This is a genomic window from Nonomuraea sp. NPDC052634, assembly GCF_040678535.1.
GTDB lineage: Bacteria > Actinomycetota > Actinomycetes > Streptosporangiales > Streptosporangiaceae > Nonomuraea > Nonomuraea fastidiosa.
The window spans coordinates 139,870-155,326 of the sequence record NZ_JBFATY010000004.1; the positions used below are offsets into that span (position 1 = coordinate 139,870).

Here is a 15,457-nt window from a genome sequence, read left to right on the forward strand (position 1 = left end):
GGCTGCCAGGGGAGCATCGAACCATGGACGAGCCACCCCCTGACGGCTGGTTCACGTTCGGTCTGTGGACGGCCGGTTCGCGGACGGCTGGTCTGTGGATGGCCGGTCTGTGGATGGTCGGTTCGCGGACGGCTGGTCCGTGGACGGCCGGCCGGCGGGCGTGCGATCCGTTCGGGGGCGCCGTGCGGGCGCCCCTCGGCCCCGCCCAGAGCGTGCACCGCCCGGCCGGACCAGGGGCCTACGGCGCTTTCATCCGCGACGTGCGGCGCAGAGCCGCCCGGGGCATCGGCCCCGCGCCCGATCGCGGCGAGACGCAGACTGGTCTCGTGGGCGACGACATCGTTATCGAGGCAGCCGCCGTCCGCGGATACCATTTCACGCATCTCACCCAGCTTGCGCTGGACCACTTGTTAGGAGTTCGTGGGTGACGCTGGTCGCAGGGGTCGATTCCTCCACGCAGAGTTGCAAGGTCGTCATTCGAGACGCGGACACCGGTGAGCTGGTGCGGCAGGGCCGGGCCTCCCACCCCGCCGGCACGGAAGTACATCCGTCCCACTGGTGGACGGCGCTGTTGCAGGCCATCGACGAGGCCGGCGGGCTGGACGGCGTGTCCGCCATCAGCGTGGGCGGGCAGCAGCACGGCATGGTCTGCCTCGACGAGTCGGGGCAGGTCGTGCGCGAGGCGCTGCTGTGGAACGACACCCGCTCCGCGCAGGCCGCCACCGATCTGATCGCCGAGCTGGGCGGGCCGCAGGCGTGGGCCGATGCGGTCGGGTCCGTGCCCGTGGCCTCGTTCACCGTCACCAAGCTGCGCTGGCTGGCCCAGAACGAGCCGGACAGCGTCGCGCGCACCGCCGCCGTGTGCCTGCCGCACGACTGGCTCACCTGGCGGCTCATCGGGGCGCTGGAGAGCGGGCCGTTCTCGGTCTCGGCCTGGGCCGACGCGCCCGCGCCTTCGCTCGACAGGCTCGTCACCGACCGGGGCGACGCCTCCGGCACCGGCTACTGGTCGCCCGCGACGGGGGCGTACCGTACCGACCTGCTCAAGACCGCGCTCGGCACGGTGCCCAAGCTGCCTCGCGTGCTCGGGCCGGCCGAGGCCGCCAACGAGGGCCCGATCCTGGTCGGTCCCGGCACCGGTGACAACATGGCGGCCGCGCTGGGCGTCGGCGCGCGCTCCGGCGACGTCGTGGTCTCGCTGGGCACCTCCGGCACGGTGTTCGCGGTCGCGGAGTCGCCGAGCGCCGACCCGGAGGGGCTGGTCGCCGGGTTCGCGGACGCGACCGGTCGGTTCCTGCCGCTGGTCTGCACGCTCAACGCCGCCCGCGTCCTGGACGCCGCCGCCCGCATCGCCGGCGTGGGGCTCGAGGAGCTGAGCGAGCTCGCGCTCCAGGCGCCGCCGGGTGCCGACGGGCTGACGCTGGTGCCGTACCTGGAGGGCGAGCGTACGCCCAACAGGCCCACCGCCACCGGCTCCATTCACGGGCTCACGCTCGCCACCTCCACCCCCGCGCACCTGGCACGGGCGGCCGTCGAGGGCATGCTGTGCGGGCTCGCCGACGCCCTCGACGCGCTCGCCATGCAGCCGGAGCGCGTGCTGCTCATCGGCGGCGCGGCCCGCTCCGAGGCGGTGCGCCGCATCGCCCCGACGGTCTTCGGCCTGCCGATCACCGTGCCGCCGCCGGCCGAGTACGTCGCCGACGGCGCCGCATACCAGGCGGCCACGCTCGTCACGGAGCCGCCGGACTGGAGCACGGGGGAGGCGGAGACGTACACCGGCGACCCCGTTCCCTCGCTGCGTGCGCGCTACCACCGCGCCACCGGCCACATCCTGGACTGATCGCGATTTTCCGCGCCCCCGCCGGCACGCGACGCCGGCGGGGGCGTCGTATTTTCCGGGCGCGGGACCGGGATTTTCGATGATCGGATTTTTCCACCCTCGCAAATGATCATTCAGGGGGGTTCAGGGGTGTCCTCTAGGGGTCGGGTCAGGGGTGGATAGGGGGAAAGGCCCGATGTGTACGGCCCCGCACTGGCGGAAGAGTTGGGCGCATGACCGCAGCAGTGACGAGGCTCAGCCCCTGGATCGCCTGTGCCGCGATCCTGTTCTCGGTGGTGGCCGTGGTGGCGGGGCAGCTCGTCCCCGATCCGCAGCTCGACCCCGTGAACGTCACGGTCAGCGAGTACGCCGTGGCCGACCGCGGGGGCGTCACGGAGACCGCGATGGCGGTGCTGGGCATCGGGTCGCTCGCGCTGCTGCTGGGCCTGCGGGCGTCGGGGGCGCCCGTGCGGGGATGGCCCGAGCGGTTGCTGATGGTGTGGTCGGGCGCCCTGGTGGTGGCCGCGGCCGTCCCGACCACACCCATCGGCCAGAACCTCGACCTCGCGGCGCAGATCCACCGGTACACGTCCGTGGCGGCGTTCGTGAGTCTCCCGGCCGCGGGCGCGCTGCTGGTGCCCAGACTGGCCTCAGACGCCGCCTGGAAGCCTGTGGCGCGGGCGGTGGAGTGGGTGTCGCTGGCCGGGGGGTTCGGGCTGCTGGCGATCACCTACGTGGCGCTGCCGGGCGAGCGGGTCATGATCGGTCTCGTGGAGCGGTTGCTGCTGGGTGCGGAGGTGGCGCTGCTCGCCGTACTGGCCGGCCGGCTGGTGGTGCTGACGTGGCAGCGGAGCACCCGCAAGGCGATAAATTTCCCGACATATCACAGATTTATCGCTAGTCGATCTTAAAACCATGTGTTTCGATGCTATTCTCTCCCGCGATCTTCTATCCGGGAGCAGGTGTCATGGCATCGGGCAGATCCATCCGATTCAAGATCTCGACGCTGCTCGTCATCCCCTTGGTCTCCCTGGTAGCGCTATGGGGCTTCGCCGCGAGCACCACGCTGGGTGAGGCGCTCAACCTGCTCAAGGTCGAGACCATCTGGACGGGTGTGATCAACCACGCGGACTGGCTGATCGCCGACCTCCAGACCGAGCGGCTGGAGACGGCCGAGCGCCTGGCCGGATCGGGCGGCGACGAGGACGCCATCGCCAAGGCCCGCGCCAAGGTGGACGAGCGCGTCAAGAACTTCCGCCAGGCCGCCACGTCCGACGACACCCAGTCGGCGCTGACGGAGGACATGAAGACCCAGCTCTCGACCGTCTTCGAGGCGATCGACCGGCTGCCTGACATCCGCCGCAAGGCCGACGATCGCCGCTTCACCCCGAGCGCCCTGGTCACCGAGTACGCCAGGATCTCCGACGAGATCCACCTGCTCTACTCCCGCCTGACCGTCAGCACCGACCTGGAGCTCGCGCTCCAGGCCCAGGGCCTGATCGCCGCCGACCAGGCCCGCGAGCTGCTGTCCAGGGAGCACGCCCTGGTCATCGCCTCCAAAGGCAAGGCGGGCATGCACGACGTGCACATGCTGGCCAGCCTCGACGGCGCCAGGAGGTACGAGTTCCCCAAGGCCCTGGCCAACCTCGACACCGAGCTGCGGGCGCCGTTCGAGAAGCTCTACTACAGCTCCCGCTACGTCACCATGGAGAACCTCCTGGAGGCGTACATCAGCGGCCAGCCCATGGACCTCGACCTGTGGCGGGGCATCTCCGACCAGGTGCGCACGGAGTACCGCCAGGCGATCTCCACCACCGGCAACAAGCTGCTGGCCCGCATGGAACCCGCGGGCACGGCGGTCGTGGTGCGGGCCGGCGTCGCGGGCGCGCTCGGCCTGATCGCGGTCATCTTCTCCGTCGTCATCTCGGTGCGGGTCGGCCGCCGGCTCACCCGCGAGCTGGGCGCGCTGCGCCGTACCGCGCTCGACCTCGCGGAGATCAGGCTCCCGGACGTCGTCGCCAAGCTCCGCAAGGGCGACAAGGTCGACATCGCGACCGAGGCCCCGCCGATCACCGTCGGCGAGAAGGCGACCAGCGAGGTCAAGGACCTCGCGGCGGCCTTCGACAGCGTGCAGAGCACCGCCGTGGACGCCGCCGTCGAGCAGGCCAGGCTGCGCGAGGGCATCGCCGAGGCGCTGCGCAACCTGGCCAGGCGCAGCCAGTCGCTGCTGCAGCGCCAGCTCAAGCTGCTGGACGAGATGCAGCGCCAGACCGAGGAGCCCGAGGCCCTTGAGCGGCTGTTCCGGCTCGACCACCTCACCACCCGCATGCGCCGCCACGCCGAGGGCCTGGTGCTGCTGTCGGGCGGCTCCGCGGGCCGCAGGTGGCGCGGCCCCATCCCGATCGAGGACGTGCTCAGCGGCGCCGCCGCCCAGGTGGAGGAGTACACCCGGGTCCGCGTCTACCCGATGCCGGAGTGCGGCGTCTCCGGCGCGGCCGTGGCCGACCTCATGCACCTGTTCGCCGAGCTGATCGAGAACGCCACCTCCTTCTCCTCCCCGAACAACGAGGTCTCGGTGCACGGCGAGATGGTCGGCAGGGGCTTCGCCGTCGAGATCGAAGACCGCGGCCTGGGCATGGACGAGGAGACCCGCAGGGCCATCAACGCCCGCCTGGCCAGCCCGCCGGAGTTCGACCCGTCGCAGACCGAGCGGCTCGGCTTCGCCGTCGTGGGCATGCTGGCGGCCAGGCACGGGGTGAAGGTCACGCTCAAGCCGTCACCGTACGGAGGCACCACCGCGATCGTGCTCGTGCCGGCCTCGCTGGTGGAGCCCATCGCGCCGCCCGCACCGCCGGAGCCCGAGCCGGTCCCGGTGTCGGTGGTCAGGTCGGAGCCCACGGGGCCGGGCGGGCTGCCGCGCCGTATCCGTACGAGCAAGCGCAACAACGCCGGGGCGGTGCTGCCGAGGCAGGCGCCGCCCCAGGACGACCCGCCACCCCAGCAGCTGCCGCGCCGTGAGCGGACCACAGGGCTGCCGCAGCGGCAGCGGCTGAGGCGGGCTCCTGAGCCCGGCAACGGTCAGACACGGGCTCAGGGACCGGCTCAGGGGCCGGCTCCGGCCGCTGAGGAGCGCTCGCCTGAGGAGGCCAGGGCACTGCTCTCCTCGCTCCAGTCGGGCTGGCAGCGCGGCCGGCAGGAAAGCGAGCAGGATGGGGGATCTCGATCGTGAGCCGCGAGCACGAGTGGGTTGACGAGGAGGCGGGGCCCGTCGTGCGGCCGTACGCGGTCGCGCGCGGACGCACCAGGCCCGCCTCCGCCGAGGTCGACTTGCTGGCGACCGTCGTGCTGACGGGGGCGTCCGCCCCGGCCAAGGCCGAGTTGAGCGCCCAGCACCGGCGGCTGCTGAGCTGCGTGTCGGGTCACAACAAGCCGGTCGCCGAGATCGCCTCGGATCTCGGCCTGCCCGTCGGTGTCGTCCGGGTGCTGATCGGCGATCTGCTCGAACACAACCTGGTCACGGTGCGCCCGCCGCGCGACAGGGCCGCCACCCCGTCGGAGAGCCTGCTCCGCGAGGTGATCAACGGCCTGCGTGCCCTGTAGCGGGTCCGGGGCGCGCAGGCCGCTAGTTGGCCGAGGTGAGCTGCCGCAAGGAGTGCTCGACCAGCGTGATCATGACCTCCTTGGCCGACGAGCGCCGCCGCACGTCGCAGAGCATGACGGGCACGTCGTCGTCCAGGTCGAGCGCGATGCGCACGTCGTCCACGCTGTGCCGCTGGGCGCCGTCGAAGCAGTTGACGGCCACCACGAACGGCGTGCCGCGCTGCTCGAAGTAGTCGACGGACGGGAAGCAGTCGGTCAGCCGCCGGGTGTCGGCGATCACGACGGCGCCCAGCGCGCCGTAGGACAGCTCGTCCCACATGAACCAGAACCGCTCCTGCCCGGGGGTGCCGAACAGGTAGACGACCAGCCCTTCGCGGATCGTGATGCGGCCGAAGTCCATCGCGACGGTCGTGGTGTTCTTGCCTTCGACGCCGTCGAGGTCGTCGATGCCGATCCCGCGGTCGGAGAGCACCTCTTCCGTGCGCAGCGGCTTGATCTCGCTGATCGACCCCACCAGGGTGGTCTTGCCGACGCCGAACCCGCCCGCGATCAATATCTTGAGCGCGACGGGGTCCTCAGAGAGCACGGAGTCCATTGATCACTTCCTTGAGAATGCGCTCATTCGACCGCACGCCTCCGGCGGAGGGCGACGTCACCGAGATGAGGCCGTTGTCACGCATGTCACCCAGCATGACCCGGATGACACCGACGGGCAGATCGAGCTCGACGGCGAGATCGGCCACCGAGATCGGGTTTCGCGCTGCCCGCAGGATGTGGCGCTGTTCGGGGCCGATGTCGTCGCCGGGCTCCGCCTCGGGGTCGCCGAGCGTGCGCACGGTGGCCACGAGGTCGAACATGTCGCCCGACGACCGTGTTCTGCCGCGAATCAGAGCATAGGGGCGGACGACGGGTCCCGCCTCCTCATCGAACCACTGCGGGCCGTCGCTCATGACGCTCCAGCGCGCGGATTGGTCGTGATGTGCTGGCCCACCCGCTTGACCAGCATCGCCATCTCGTACGCGATCTGGCCCACGTCCACGTTCGCCTCGGCGATCACGGCCAGGCAGGTGCCCTGGCCGGCCGCCGTGACGAACAGGAACGCCGACTCCATCTCCACGATGGTCTGGCGCACGTCACCGCCGCCGAAATGCCGTCCGGTGCCCCTGGCGAGGCTCTGGAAACCGGCGGCCACGGCGGACAAGTGCTCGGCGTCCTCACGGGTCAAACCCTTCGAGTGGCCGACGGCGAGCCCGTCGGTCGACAGGATCACCGCCTGGCGCACCGCTGCGACCCTGGTGGCAAGGTCGTCGAGCAGCCAGTTGAGCTCACCGGTGTTGGCGGTCGGCACAGTCATGCATCCCCCTTAGTCATGGCCCCTCCTCAGGAGCTTCTTCTCGGGCGCGTTGGGCTCCCCGCTGGAAGGCGGAGAACAGGTCGCGTACCTCGTCGGGAGAGCGTTCTGCCTGCCGCTCCTGCTCCGGCGGTGGTTCTTTGAGCTGCGGTGCGAGGCTGGCCTGGCGGACGCGTCGCGGCAGCCCGTTGTGGGTGCCGGAGGTCACGACGGCCAGCGCCTTCTTCCGCGTACGGCTGGGCAGCTCGGCCTTGCCGCCGCCGCCCGCCGCCTCCAGGGCGCTCTGCTCGGTGACGACCGAGCGCGGCACCAGCACGATCGCGGTCGTGCCGCCGAAGGGGGAGCGGCGCAGCAGCACGTTGATCCCGTGCCGCTGGGCCAGCGTGGCCACCACGAGCAGGCCGAGCCTGTCGCTGTCCGCCAGGTCGAACTCCGGCGGCTTGGACAGCAGCGCGTTGTAGCGCGCGTAATCGGTGGCCGACAGCCCCAGCCCCCGGTCCTCGACCTCGATGGCGTAGCCGTTGCTGACGAGGTCGCCGCGCACCTCGACGGTGGTGTCGGGCGGCGAGTAGATGGTGGCGTTCTCGATCAGCTCGGCGACGAGGTGGGTCAGGTCGGCGGCGACGGTGCCCTCGACGGCCCCGGCCGGCATGGTCTCGACCGAGACACGGGTGTAGTCCTCGACCTCGGCGATCGCGGCTCTGACGATGTCGATCACCGGCACCGGCTTGCGCCAGGCCCGTCCGGGCGCGGCGCCGGAGAGCACGATGAGGCTCTCGGCGTGCCGCCGCATGCGGGTGGTCAGGTGGTCGAGGCGGAACAGCTCTTCGAGCCTGTCGGGGTCGTGCGTACGCCGCTGCATGCCGTCGAGCAGCGCGAGCTGGCGGTGCAGCAGGCCCTGCTTGCGGCGGGCGAGGTTGAGGAAGACCTGGCCGATCCCGCGCCGCAGCGCGGCCTGGCCGACCGCCGCGTCGACGGCGGTGCGCTGCACGGAACCGAAGGCCCTGGCCACGTCGGTGATCTCAGCGGATCCGCTCACCTTGATCGGCTTGGCCTCCTTCCGTACGTCGACGTCCTCACCCTTGCGCAGCCGTGCCACGATCGCGGGCAGCCGCTGCTGCGCCAGCTCGACCGCGGCGGCACGCAGCCCGGCCAGCTCTCCTGCGAGGCGACGACCGAAGCGTACAGAGATGATGATCGACGCGAGCACGGCGATCAACCCGAGGCCGCCCGCGATGGAGATCTTGACGAGGGTGGCGATGGCGGCGCCGGAGGCGCGTTCGGCCAGGGTGGCGGTGGAGGAGGCGTTGAGGTCGTCGAGGCGGGAGGCGAGCCGGTCCATGGTCTCGTGCCAGGCGGCGATGTCATGCGGCGGCGCCCCGGTCTTGATCACGCGGTCTTCGAGCGAGACGAAGCTCAGGTAGGGCTCGGTGGCGAAGACCTGCTCGTACGGCCGCCGCAGCGCCACGTCGAGACCGGCGAGGCCACGCGAGTACAGGAACTTCCTGGAGGCGGCGTACTCGGTGAAGGCGGTCGCCTCGGCCTCGCTGAGCCGCTGCCCCGCGCGCCTGCCGACGATGAGCGCGTTCTCCCTGGCGATGTACTCCCTGGCGTGGCCCATGGCCTGCAGCGAGGACGCCTGCTGGGAGAGCGTGAGGTCGGGGAGGGTGACGATGTGGTCGTAGACGGCGAAGAGGGCGTCGAGTATGCGGTTGTAGGCGTTGAGCCCCGACAGCCGTGAGGCGGAGCCGTTGTCGATGTTGGCCCGGATGGCGGTGAGGTTGTCGAGCGCCTTGTCGAGGGCCTGGATCGGGCGGCGCAGGCTGCCGTCGACGGCGCCGCCCGCCTCGGTGACGGCCTTGCGGAAGTCGGCGACCGAGCGGTCGGTGCGGGCTCGCTGGGCGCGCACCACGTCGGAGAGTTGACGCGTTGTGACCGTCTCCGCGGAGCGCACGCGTTCGGCCTGGAGCTGAGTTCCCAGGTCCATGGAGGTGACGCCGATGGTGGAGTAAAGGGTGTTCGCACGAAGCAGTGACTGTGCGTCGCCCATGGTGAGGTTGAGGACGAAACCCCACAGCGCGCTCAGAGACAGGAGGGGTAGCAGCAGCAATAAGAAGATCTTGAACCGAATAGACCGGTTTCGCGAGCCCATGTCCCAACCTCGAGTCGGGGGCATTTCCACACCTTGTGTAAATACACCTCCGGAAGATCGCACAGGAGACTAGCACCGATTATGCTTCCGGCGCAGTGGGGGGAACACGTTCATTCTCGTGATTATTGGGACAAGATCTCCCTCTCGCGGCGTCCTCCGGACACCACACCCCACAGCCACACGAGCGCCACCAGCGAGATCACGATGAGTCCCGCCCAGTTCACCAGCGTGTACACGTGCACCTGCCACGCCGACACGTCCGGCACCCGGCCGATGCGCAGCAGCTCGAACTGCCACGGCCGCCCGGTCAGCACGAGCGTGATCGCGATGGCGATGGCGCTCATCGAGTCCCAGAGCGCGTGCAGCAGCGAGACCCCGAGGTAGGTCAGCAGGACCGGTGCGGAGAGCCGGCCGCGCGCGGCGAACAGCACGCCGCCGGTGATCGCCGTCCACAGGCCGTGGCCGACGGGGGTGAGGATGCCGCGCAGCACCTCGGTCTCCACGAGCTGGGTCAGCGACAGCCCGTCGGCGGTGAACAGGGCGTTGAAGGCGTACCCGGCGCTCTCGAACGCGGCGAAGCCGAAGCCCACGGTCGCGCCGAGCACCACGCCGTCCCTGGTGAAGCGCCTGGCCACGTGACGGGTGACGAACACCAGCGCGGCCAGCTTGACGCCCTCCTCGATGAGGCCGACCAGCACGTACATCAGCAGCGACGGGCGGATCAGCCAGTTCTCCAGCAGCGAGGCCCCGAGCACCCCGAGCACGCCGCCGATCACGAACGCCTTGAACAGCAGCTCGACGGTCACCACCGGCGAGCGGCCCCGCCCGTACGCCCACACCACGAACGTCACGGGGACCAGGAAACTGCCGAACAGCACCACGGTCGGCACGAGGTTGGGGTTCTCCGTCCAGGCGGTGACCACGACGGTCGCCAGCCACAGGACGAGACCGGTCAGGAAGATCCGCGGCCACAGTCTCTTCATCTCGTCAGCTCCTCGACGGCGAGCACGGCGGCGCCGTCGCCCGCGTCGGAGCCCGCGATCGCGATCCGGCCGAAGCGCCCGCGCGCCGCGTCCGCAGGGGACGGTCCGTCCGGATGAAACTCGTGCCACGGTCGCCGATATTCCGGGGGAATCGCGTGTCCCCAGCGGTGCACGGTGATCGCCGCGATGCCGCGCCCCGGGTCGAAGCCGGCCGGGCCGAGCAGCCTGGCGAGCTGATCGCGCACGGTGTGCTCGAAGACCTCGTAGGGCGTCCTGAACAGCTCGCGCCGCCCCGCCGCCGAGCCCGCGTCGGGACCCAGCTCCGAACGGCACGGCGTGGCCAGCAGCCGCACCCGGTCGGGCGGCGCGAACTCGGCGGCGCACCAGTACGCCCCCGTCCACCGCACCCTGCGCACGCCCAGCCGCCGCCACGCTTCGGGGTCGCTCAGGCGCACCTCGGCGCGCAGCAGCGGCACGCGTACGGCCCTGGACAGCGCCCGCCGCCGCTCCTCGGGCAGATCGGGCACGAGGTACGGGACGGCCGCGCTCGGGCAGGCCAGGATGACGGCTCCCGCCTCGACGGTGCGCACCCGGTGCCCGTCGAAGTAGCCGACGGTCGCCGTACGCGCGCCGTCCCGCACGGACACCACGGGACTCGACCATCGCACGGGTGCGTCCTGCGGGGCGGGCGTTTCCCGCGCGGCCCCGTGCCACTCGGCCCGTACGGTCGCCGAGTTGTACCGGGACGGCCTCGACCGGTCGAGCCCCAGCCCGTCGAAGCCCGGATAGCCGGTGCCCCAGGCGTCGATCGCGCCGAACGCCCGCGTGTCGTAGCCCCACTCGGGCGCGGACATGGTGCGGCAGAACCGCTCGGCGTCCGGGTGCGCGCCGCACACCTCGCGCAGGAACGCCGAGTACGTCAGCCCCGCAAGCCGCTCCTCCTTGGCCTCCCGCGACAGGCCGGGCAGCCAGTCGGGCGGGTCGTCGTACAGGGTGCGCAGGTCCTTGCGCGCCTGCCCGTCGATCGGCAGCCGGTCGATCCAGCCGGGGCCGGAGAGCGTGACGAGCGTGTCCGCGCCGAAGCTCTCCCTGTCGCACATCACGGCGTCGAACGCCACACCCCGGCGCAGCGGCTCGCGCCCGGCCCCGCCCTCGGGATGGTTGTCCAGGACCAGCACGCGGTCGCGCGGGCGGCGGCGCGACCACTCGGCCGCCGCCTCCAGCCCGCTGCGGCCCGCGCCCACGACCACCAGCCCGTAGTGCTCGCCCGTCGGCACGGGGGTGCCCGCGTGCTCCCAGAACCGCCCGTCCCGCAGCGCGTGCGGGACGCTGAGCGCCTCACCGGTGTCGCCGAGCACCGTGAACGGCGTACGGAGCGCGGACGGCCCTGAGGGCTCCTGGGCCGCCCGCGCGGGCGCGGCGGCGTACGGGGCGGCGGTCGCGGCCACGCAGCCGACGGCGATCCCGTCGAAGAAGTCGCGGCGGGAAATGGGAACATCCATGCCGAGATCGCGCGGGGTCAGGCTCATGGCGCGATCATCGGCAGCGCCCGGGAAAAGCCGCACAGGGGCGCGCAGCACATCGGCGAACATTTTGCCCGCCCCATTACAGCTGATGCCGTTTTGTGGGTGCATCCACCGAGGTGGAGCCCGTTACGCAGGGCGAACGGTAAATGGCTCCCGAAGCCGCTTAATCCCGCGGATAGCGACGTTGCGCGGCCCCTCGTGCGCTGCTTCCTCTAACGTTTCCACAATGCCGCTGGAGTGAAATGGAGAACCCATGCGTCAAGCAGTTTCCGGCATATTTCTGAGCACACTCGTACTCGCCGGATGTTCCGCCGCCGACAAGCCGTCCGCCCCGGCCGCCACCGCCCCGTCCGCGCCGTCGGCCGCCGAGGCCGACCGGCTGCGCGCCGCCCTGCTGCCGGTGCCCAAGGGCATGCAGGTCGCCTACGGCCCCGAGACCGGCGCGTTCGGCTCGCTCAAGTCCACCCAGCAGGGCCTGGAGGCCGTACGCCAGGCCAAGCTGCAGCACCCCGAGTGCGCGGGCGCGGCCCAGCTCGACGCGGCCAAGGCCGAGGTCGCCCAGTCGCCCGCCGCCGTGATCGCCTTCTCCGCCGAGCGCGGCTCGATCAGCCAGGCCGTCGTGTCGCTGCCCAAGCCCGACTTCCCCGCCGCGCTGCCCGAGAAGTGCACCTCGTACACGGCCGACGTCGGGGGCACGCCGGTCACGTACACCACGCGGACGCTCGACATGCCCACCAAGGGCGACCAGTCGCGCGCCTACCTGACGACCGCGAAGGGCGGCGACCAGAACGCGCAGATCGGCTCCGTCATGATCAGGCGCGGCACCACGGTCATGTCCATGCTCGTCGTCGGCCGCCAGGTCAAGCCCAAGGGCCTGTACGAGCTGGCCGACCTCGCCGACCAGAACCTCGCCAGGGCGAGCAGGTAGCTCACCAGCCCGCGAAGAGGTCCACCACCACCGAGGCGCGGGGAGTGCGCTCGACGTAGATCTCCCGCCCGTCGCGCCGCCGGGAGATCAGCCCGGCCGACTCCAGCCGGTTGCAGTGGTAGCTGACCGCGTTGGGCGCGTAGCCGACGCGCCTTGCCAGCGCGCCCATGGTCAGCGGGCGCTCCAGCGCGGTCAGGATGGCCGCGCGCACGTCCCCGACGAGCAGGCGCAGGCGGTCCTCGTGCCGGCGCGGCGGCAGGTCGGCGCCCGGCAGCGGGTAGCCGAGCCAGACGGCCTCGGGACCGTCGAGGCGCGAGATGAGCGCCTCGGGGCCGGCCAGCATGGGCATGAGCACCAGGCCGCGTGAGCCGATCGTGAAGTGCTCGGGCTCGAAGTCGGGGAAGCTGAGCGTGTCGTCGCGGTAGCGGCAGTTGGGGTGCAGGCTGTTGAGCAGGACGTCGAGCGAGCGGCGCGCGGCGGCCACCGCCACCCGCTCCACCTCGCGCTCCAGCAGCGGCCGCGCCCGCTCCCAGACCGGCCGCATCGCCGACCAGACCTCCTCCAGGAGGGCGGCGTAGCCGTGCAGCCAGCGGTGCGGGTGCGTGAGCGCGGGCCGCCAGTGCTCGGGCGGGCGTCCGCCGACGATCGTCTCCACCTCCTCGACCAGCGCGTCACCCGGCAGGTCGCGCAGCATGTCGAGCTGGTCGGGCACGTCGAGGTCGCGGGTGAACTCACCGGGCAGCACCAGGTCGGGCAGCACGCTGAAGCCGGGGCTGGCGAGCGAGCGCACCACCGTCGGGTCGGGCCGGCGCGCCGCCGAGCGCACCAGCCGCCGCCATGCCTCGGGCGCGCCCCGCGCGCGGCCCGCCAGGGCGTCGGTGATCAAAGCGAGCATCGACAGGCCGGGCGTCAGGGTGACCGTCACCGGCACGCGGTCGATGCGTTCGATGAGCAGGCTCGTATGCACGAACGCGCCCCTTCACCCACTTACGGCACACTTTCCGCTTCGTCATCATATGTAGACGAATGTAACGCTGCGTCACGTGACGTCTCAGATGAGCACGTGGTCGTCCGGGCGGCCGACGAAGGAGAACTGGGCGTTGCGGGTCAGCTTGATGTGGTCGGCCTGCCAGGTGTGCATCTTCGTGTCGGCGCTGCGCCAGTACACGAAGTTGAACCGGTCCGCCGAGTAGATCTTGACCCGGTCCTCCTTGAGCCGGCGTACGAGGTGCGTGTCCTCACCCCGGGTGATGTCCGCGAACTGGTACTTGCGGAACAAGTCGGCCTTGCCGAGGAAGGTGCCGCCCTGCACCAGCCACGAGTACCGGTGCTCCAGGCCGGGCAGCCGCAGCATCGTGGTGTTGATGCCCTCGAAGTACGCGTAGTGCGCGCCCTTGCCGACCAGCTCGGCGTCGGAGTAGTCGAAGGCCCTGACCAGGTCCGACAGGTAATGCTCGCCGTAGAGGTTGTCGTCGTCCATCTTGGCGATCAGTTCGCCTTCGGCGGCGGCGATGCCGAGGTTGAGGCAGGCGCCGAGGGTGAGCGAGGGGTCGGCGGGCAGGACGACGACGTCGGTGACGCCGGCCATCCTGGCCTTGTCGGCCACCACGACGGGGTCGATGTCGAGGCCGTGCAGCACCATGACGAGCTGGAGCGGCCGGTGCCGCTGTTTGGCCACCGAGGAGATCGCGTGCTCGATCTGCGAGGCGCGGTTGGTGGGCAGCACGACGCTGATGGAGCGCGAGCGCGGCGTCACCTTGTGGCCGAGGTTCTGCAGGATCTGGTCCACGCGGTGCGAGAACAGGTGCTTGTCGAAGACCTCGCGCATCGCGAGGTGCCCGAGCCGGGCCCGCAGCTCGGGGCTGTTGATCAGGTGCAGCACCTGGTTGTACGCCTCGACCGGCTCGCGCGCGATCGGGATGAGGTCGCCGAACGTCTCCTCGATGGCCCGCGACCACCCGGACACCACGGGGGTGGCGCAGGCGGACAGCTCGAAGACGCGCCGCGCGCACATGGTGGGCGAGTCGAGCACGGAGTTGACGTTGAGGAAGACCTTGTACATCCGGTACGCGGCCAGCATCTGGTCGTAGGGCAGCTCGCCCACGATGTGCGGCCGGTACTTCTCCGGCCAGGCGTACTTCTCGTCCACCTCGCCGTTGCGGGCGAAGATGTGCAGGCCGAGCTCCCTGACCGGGTCGAGCACGATCTCCATCTGCTCGCGCCGCTCGGGGTGCTTGTCGCGGAAGTACATCCCGGCGAAGACCACGTCGTGCAGGCGGCCCTTGTTCTGCTGGATGGGGTTGTGCACGCGCGGCTGGGCGGCGAACTGCAGCACGTCGACCCGGTCGTGCCCGAGGACCTCCCGGTACTTCGGGATCATGTCACCGTCGCAGGTGAACACGTAGTCGAAGAGCTTGGCCGTGTCGATGAAGAAGTCGAAGTTCGGCGGGTCCTCCTTGTTCCAGAAGACCGTGGGGATGCCCTCCTGCTTGCACCAGGCGACCAGCTCGCGCAGCGGCTCCTTGGGGGCGTTGGTGCCGGTCATCTGGTAGCGCCAGCGGCCCTGGTTGCCGTGCCAGGCCGACTCGCAGAACAGCAGGTCGGGCCGCTTCTCGGCGAAGATGTCCTTCCAGTCCTTGAGCCCGAACTCGATCTGGTCCCACTCGTAGCGGAAGGCCATGCGCGAGAAGTCGTCGAGGATCACCGCGACCTTCAGGTCGGGCCGGTTGATCGGGCCCTTCGGCCACTTGACCGGCGGCACCTCGACGAGCGGCGGCCGGTTCTCGGCCTGCTGGATGGCCTCGCTGACCGGGATCGGCGGCTTGGGCGCGCGCTCCCGCGAGCGTACGGCCTCGACGATCTTCCTGGGCTTCTTCGAACCCAGGGCCTCGCCCAGCTTGTACGTCCGCTTGGCCTGCGTGGCCTCCAGCTTCCAGGTGGCGTACGCGGCCTTGGCCTCGGCGATCTCCAGCCGCTTGCGCAGCTCCCTGACCTCCGCCTCGTAACGCTCGACGAGCTTGCGCTCCTCGGGCAGCCAGTTGACGGGCCCGAGCCGTTGGAACGTGGGCTGTTCGGGGGTTTCGGCCATGGTGGTACGC

The 15,457-nt window shown here is 70.9% G+C and carries 13 protein-coding genes; 5 read left to right on the plus strand and 8 right to left on the minus strand.

Annotated elements, in window-relative coordinates; all coding sequences use genetic code 11:
- Nucleotides 1-424: 424 nt before the first annotated feature.
- The 4 genes from AB0K67_RS19885 (at nt 425) to AB0K67_RS19900 (ending at nt 5,419) form a co-directional block, all read left to right on the plus strand.
- Nucleotides 425-1,840 (plus strand): FGGY family carbohydrate kinase, encoded by a 1,416-nt coding sequence (locus AB0K67_RS19885; RefSeq protein WP_364061819.1) that lies wholly within the window; start codon nt 425-427, stop codon nt 1,838-1,840.
- Between the two features lie 212 nt (nt 1,841-2,052).
- Nucleotides 2,053-2,730 carry a DUF998 domain-containing protein gene (locus AB0K67_RS19890; RefSeq protein ID WP_364061822.1) on the plus strand — a complete coding sequence of 226 codons (678 nt, stop codon included), beginning with the start codon at nt 2,053-2,055 and terminating at the stop codon, nt 2,728-2,730.
- A 56-nt stretch (nt 2,731-2,786) separates the two neighbouring features.
- Nucleotides 2,787-5,048 carry a nitrate- and nitrite sensing domain-containing protein gene (locus AB0K67_RS19895; RefSeq protein WP_364061825.1) on the plus strand — a complete coding sequence of 754 codons (2,262 nt, stop codon included), beginning with the start codon at nt 2,787-2,789 and terminating at the stop codon, nt 5,046-5,048.
- Nucleotides 5,045-5,419: a DUF742 domain-containing protein gene (locus AB0K67_RS19900; RefSeq protein WP_364061828.1), complete on the plus strand. Its 375-nt coding sequence runs from the start codon at nt 5,045-5,047 to the stop codon at nt 5,417-5,419. Before AB0K67_RS19895 ends, AB0K67_RS19900 begins: the two co-directional genes overlap by 4 nt.
- 22 nt (nt 5,420-5,441) lie before the next feature.
- Here AB0K67_RS19900 and AB0K67_RS19905 read toward each other — a convergent pair whose 3' ends face one another.
- The 6 genes from AB0K67_RS19905 to AB0K67_RS19930 form a co-directional block, all read right to left on the minus strand.
- Nucleotides 5,442-6,014 (minus strand): ATP/GTP-binding protein, encoded by a 573-nt coding sequence (locus AB0K67_RS19905; protein WP_364061831.1) that lies wholly within the window; start codon nt 6,012-6,014, stop codon nt 5,442-5,444.
- The gene (locus AB0K67_RS19910) at nt 5,995-6,369 is read right to left on the minus strand and encodes a DUF742 domain-containing protein (protein WP_364061834.1); all 375 of its coding nucleotides are present in this window, start codon (nt 6,367-6,369) and stop codon (nt 5,995-5,997) included. Before AB0K67_RS19910 ends, AB0K67_RS19905 begins: the two co-directional genes overlap by 20 nt.
- Entirely contained in the window at nt 6,366-6,773 is a 408-nt protein-coding gene (locus AB0K67_RS19915; RefSeq protein WP_364061837.1) for a roadblock/LC7 domain-containing protein, read from the minus strand. Before AB0K67_RS19915 ends, AB0K67_RS19910 begins: the two co-directional genes overlap by 4 nt.
- Before the next feature lie 13 nt (nt 6,774-6,786).
- Complete coding sequence (locus AB0K67_RS19920; protein WP_364061840.1) at nt 6,787-8,880, minus strand: nitrate- and nitrite sensing domain-containing protein; 2,094 nt, start codon at nt 8,878-8,880, stop codon at nt 6,787-6,789.
- Nucleotides 8,881-9,044: 164 nt separating this feature from the next.
- The gene (locus tag AB0K67_RS19925) at nt 9,045-9,905 is read right to left on the minus strand and encodes a PrsW family glutamic-type intramembrane protease (RefSeq protein WP_364061843.1); all 861 of its coding nucleotides are present in this window, start codon (nt 9,903-9,905) and stop codon (nt 9,045-9,047) included.
- Nucleotides 9,902-11,434 carry a hypothetical protein gene (locus tag AB0K67_RS19930; RefSeq protein WP_364061846.1) on the minus strand — a complete coding sequence of 511 codons (1,533 nt, stop codon included), beginning with the start codon at nt 11,432-11,434 and terminating at the stop codon, nt 9,902-9,904. Before AB0K67_RS19930 ends, AB0K67_RS19925 begins: the two co-directional genes overlap by 4 nt.
- A gap of 250 nt (nt 11,435-11,684) precedes the next feature.
- On the opposite strand from AB0K67_RS19930, the gene AB0K67_RS19935 reads away from it, so the two are divergent.
- On the plus strand, nt 11,685-12,359 hold the full coding sequence (locus tag AB0K67_RS19935; protein ID WP_364061849.1) for a hypothetical protein: 675 nt from the start codon (nt 11,685-11,687) through the stop codon (nt 12,357-12,359).
- Between the two features lies 1 nt (nt 12,360).
- Here AB0K67_RS19935 and AB0K67_RS19940 read toward each other — a convergent pair whose 3' ends face one another.
- A complete protein-coding gene (locus AB0K67_RS19940; RefSeq protein WP_364061852.1) occupies nt 12,361-13,326 on the minus strand; it encodes a winged helix-turn-helix domain-containing protein in 966 nt (321 codons plus the stop codon).
- A gap of 84 nt (nt 13,327-13,410) precedes the next feature.
- Nucleotides 13,411-15,447 carry a glycosyltransferase gene (locus AB0K67_RS19945; RefSeq protein ID WP_364061855.1) on the minus strand — a complete coding sequence of 679 codons (2,037 nt, stop codon included), beginning with the start codon at nt 15,445-15,447 and terminating at the stop codon, nt 13,411-13,413.
- Nucleotides 15,448-15,457 lie beyond the last annotated feature (10 nt).

What these genes read in the sequence shown, in the direction of transcription:
- AB0K67_RS19890 (WP_364061822.1), top strand. Translation starts at nt 2,053, where the DNA reads ATGACCGCAGCAGTGACGAGGCTCAGCCCCTGGATCGCCTGTGCCGCG.
- AB0K67_RS19895 (WP_364061825.1), top strand. Translation starts at nt 2,787, where the DNA reads ATGGCATCGGGCAGATCCATCCGATTCAAGATCTCGACGCTGCTCGTC.
- AB0K67_RS19905 (WP_364061831.1), bottom strand. Translation starts at nt 6,014, where the DNA reads ATGGACTCCGTGCTCTCTGAGGACCCCGTCGCGCTCAAGATATTGATC.
- AB0K67_RS19910 (WP_364061834.1), bottom strand. Translation starts at nt 6,369, where the DNA reads ATGAGCGACGGCCCGCAGTGGTTCGATGAGGAGGCGGGACCCGTCGTC.
- AB0K67_RS19915 (WP_364061837.1), bottom strand. Translation starts at nt 6,773, where the DNA reads ATGACTGTGCCGACCGCCAACACCGGTGAGCTCAACTGGCTGCTCGAC.
- AB0K67_RS19925 (WP_364061843.1), bottom strand. Translation starts at nt 9,905, where the DNA reads ATGAAGAGACTGTGGCCGCGGATCTTCCTGACCGGTCTCGTCCTGTGG.
- AB0K67_RS19930 (WP_364061846.1), bottom strand. Translation starts at nt 11,434, where the DNA reads ATGAGCCTGACCCCGCGCGATCTCGGCATGGATGTTCCCATTTCCCGC.
- AB0K67_RS19935 (WP_364061849.1), top strand. Translation starts at nt 11,685, where the DNA reads ATGCGTCAAGCAGTTTCCGGCATATTTCTGAGCACACTCGTACTCGCC.
- AB0K67_RS19945 (WP_364061855.1), bottom strand. Translation starts at nt 15,447, where the DNA reads ATGGCCGAAACCCCCGAACAGCCCACGTTCCAACGGCTCGGGCCCGTC.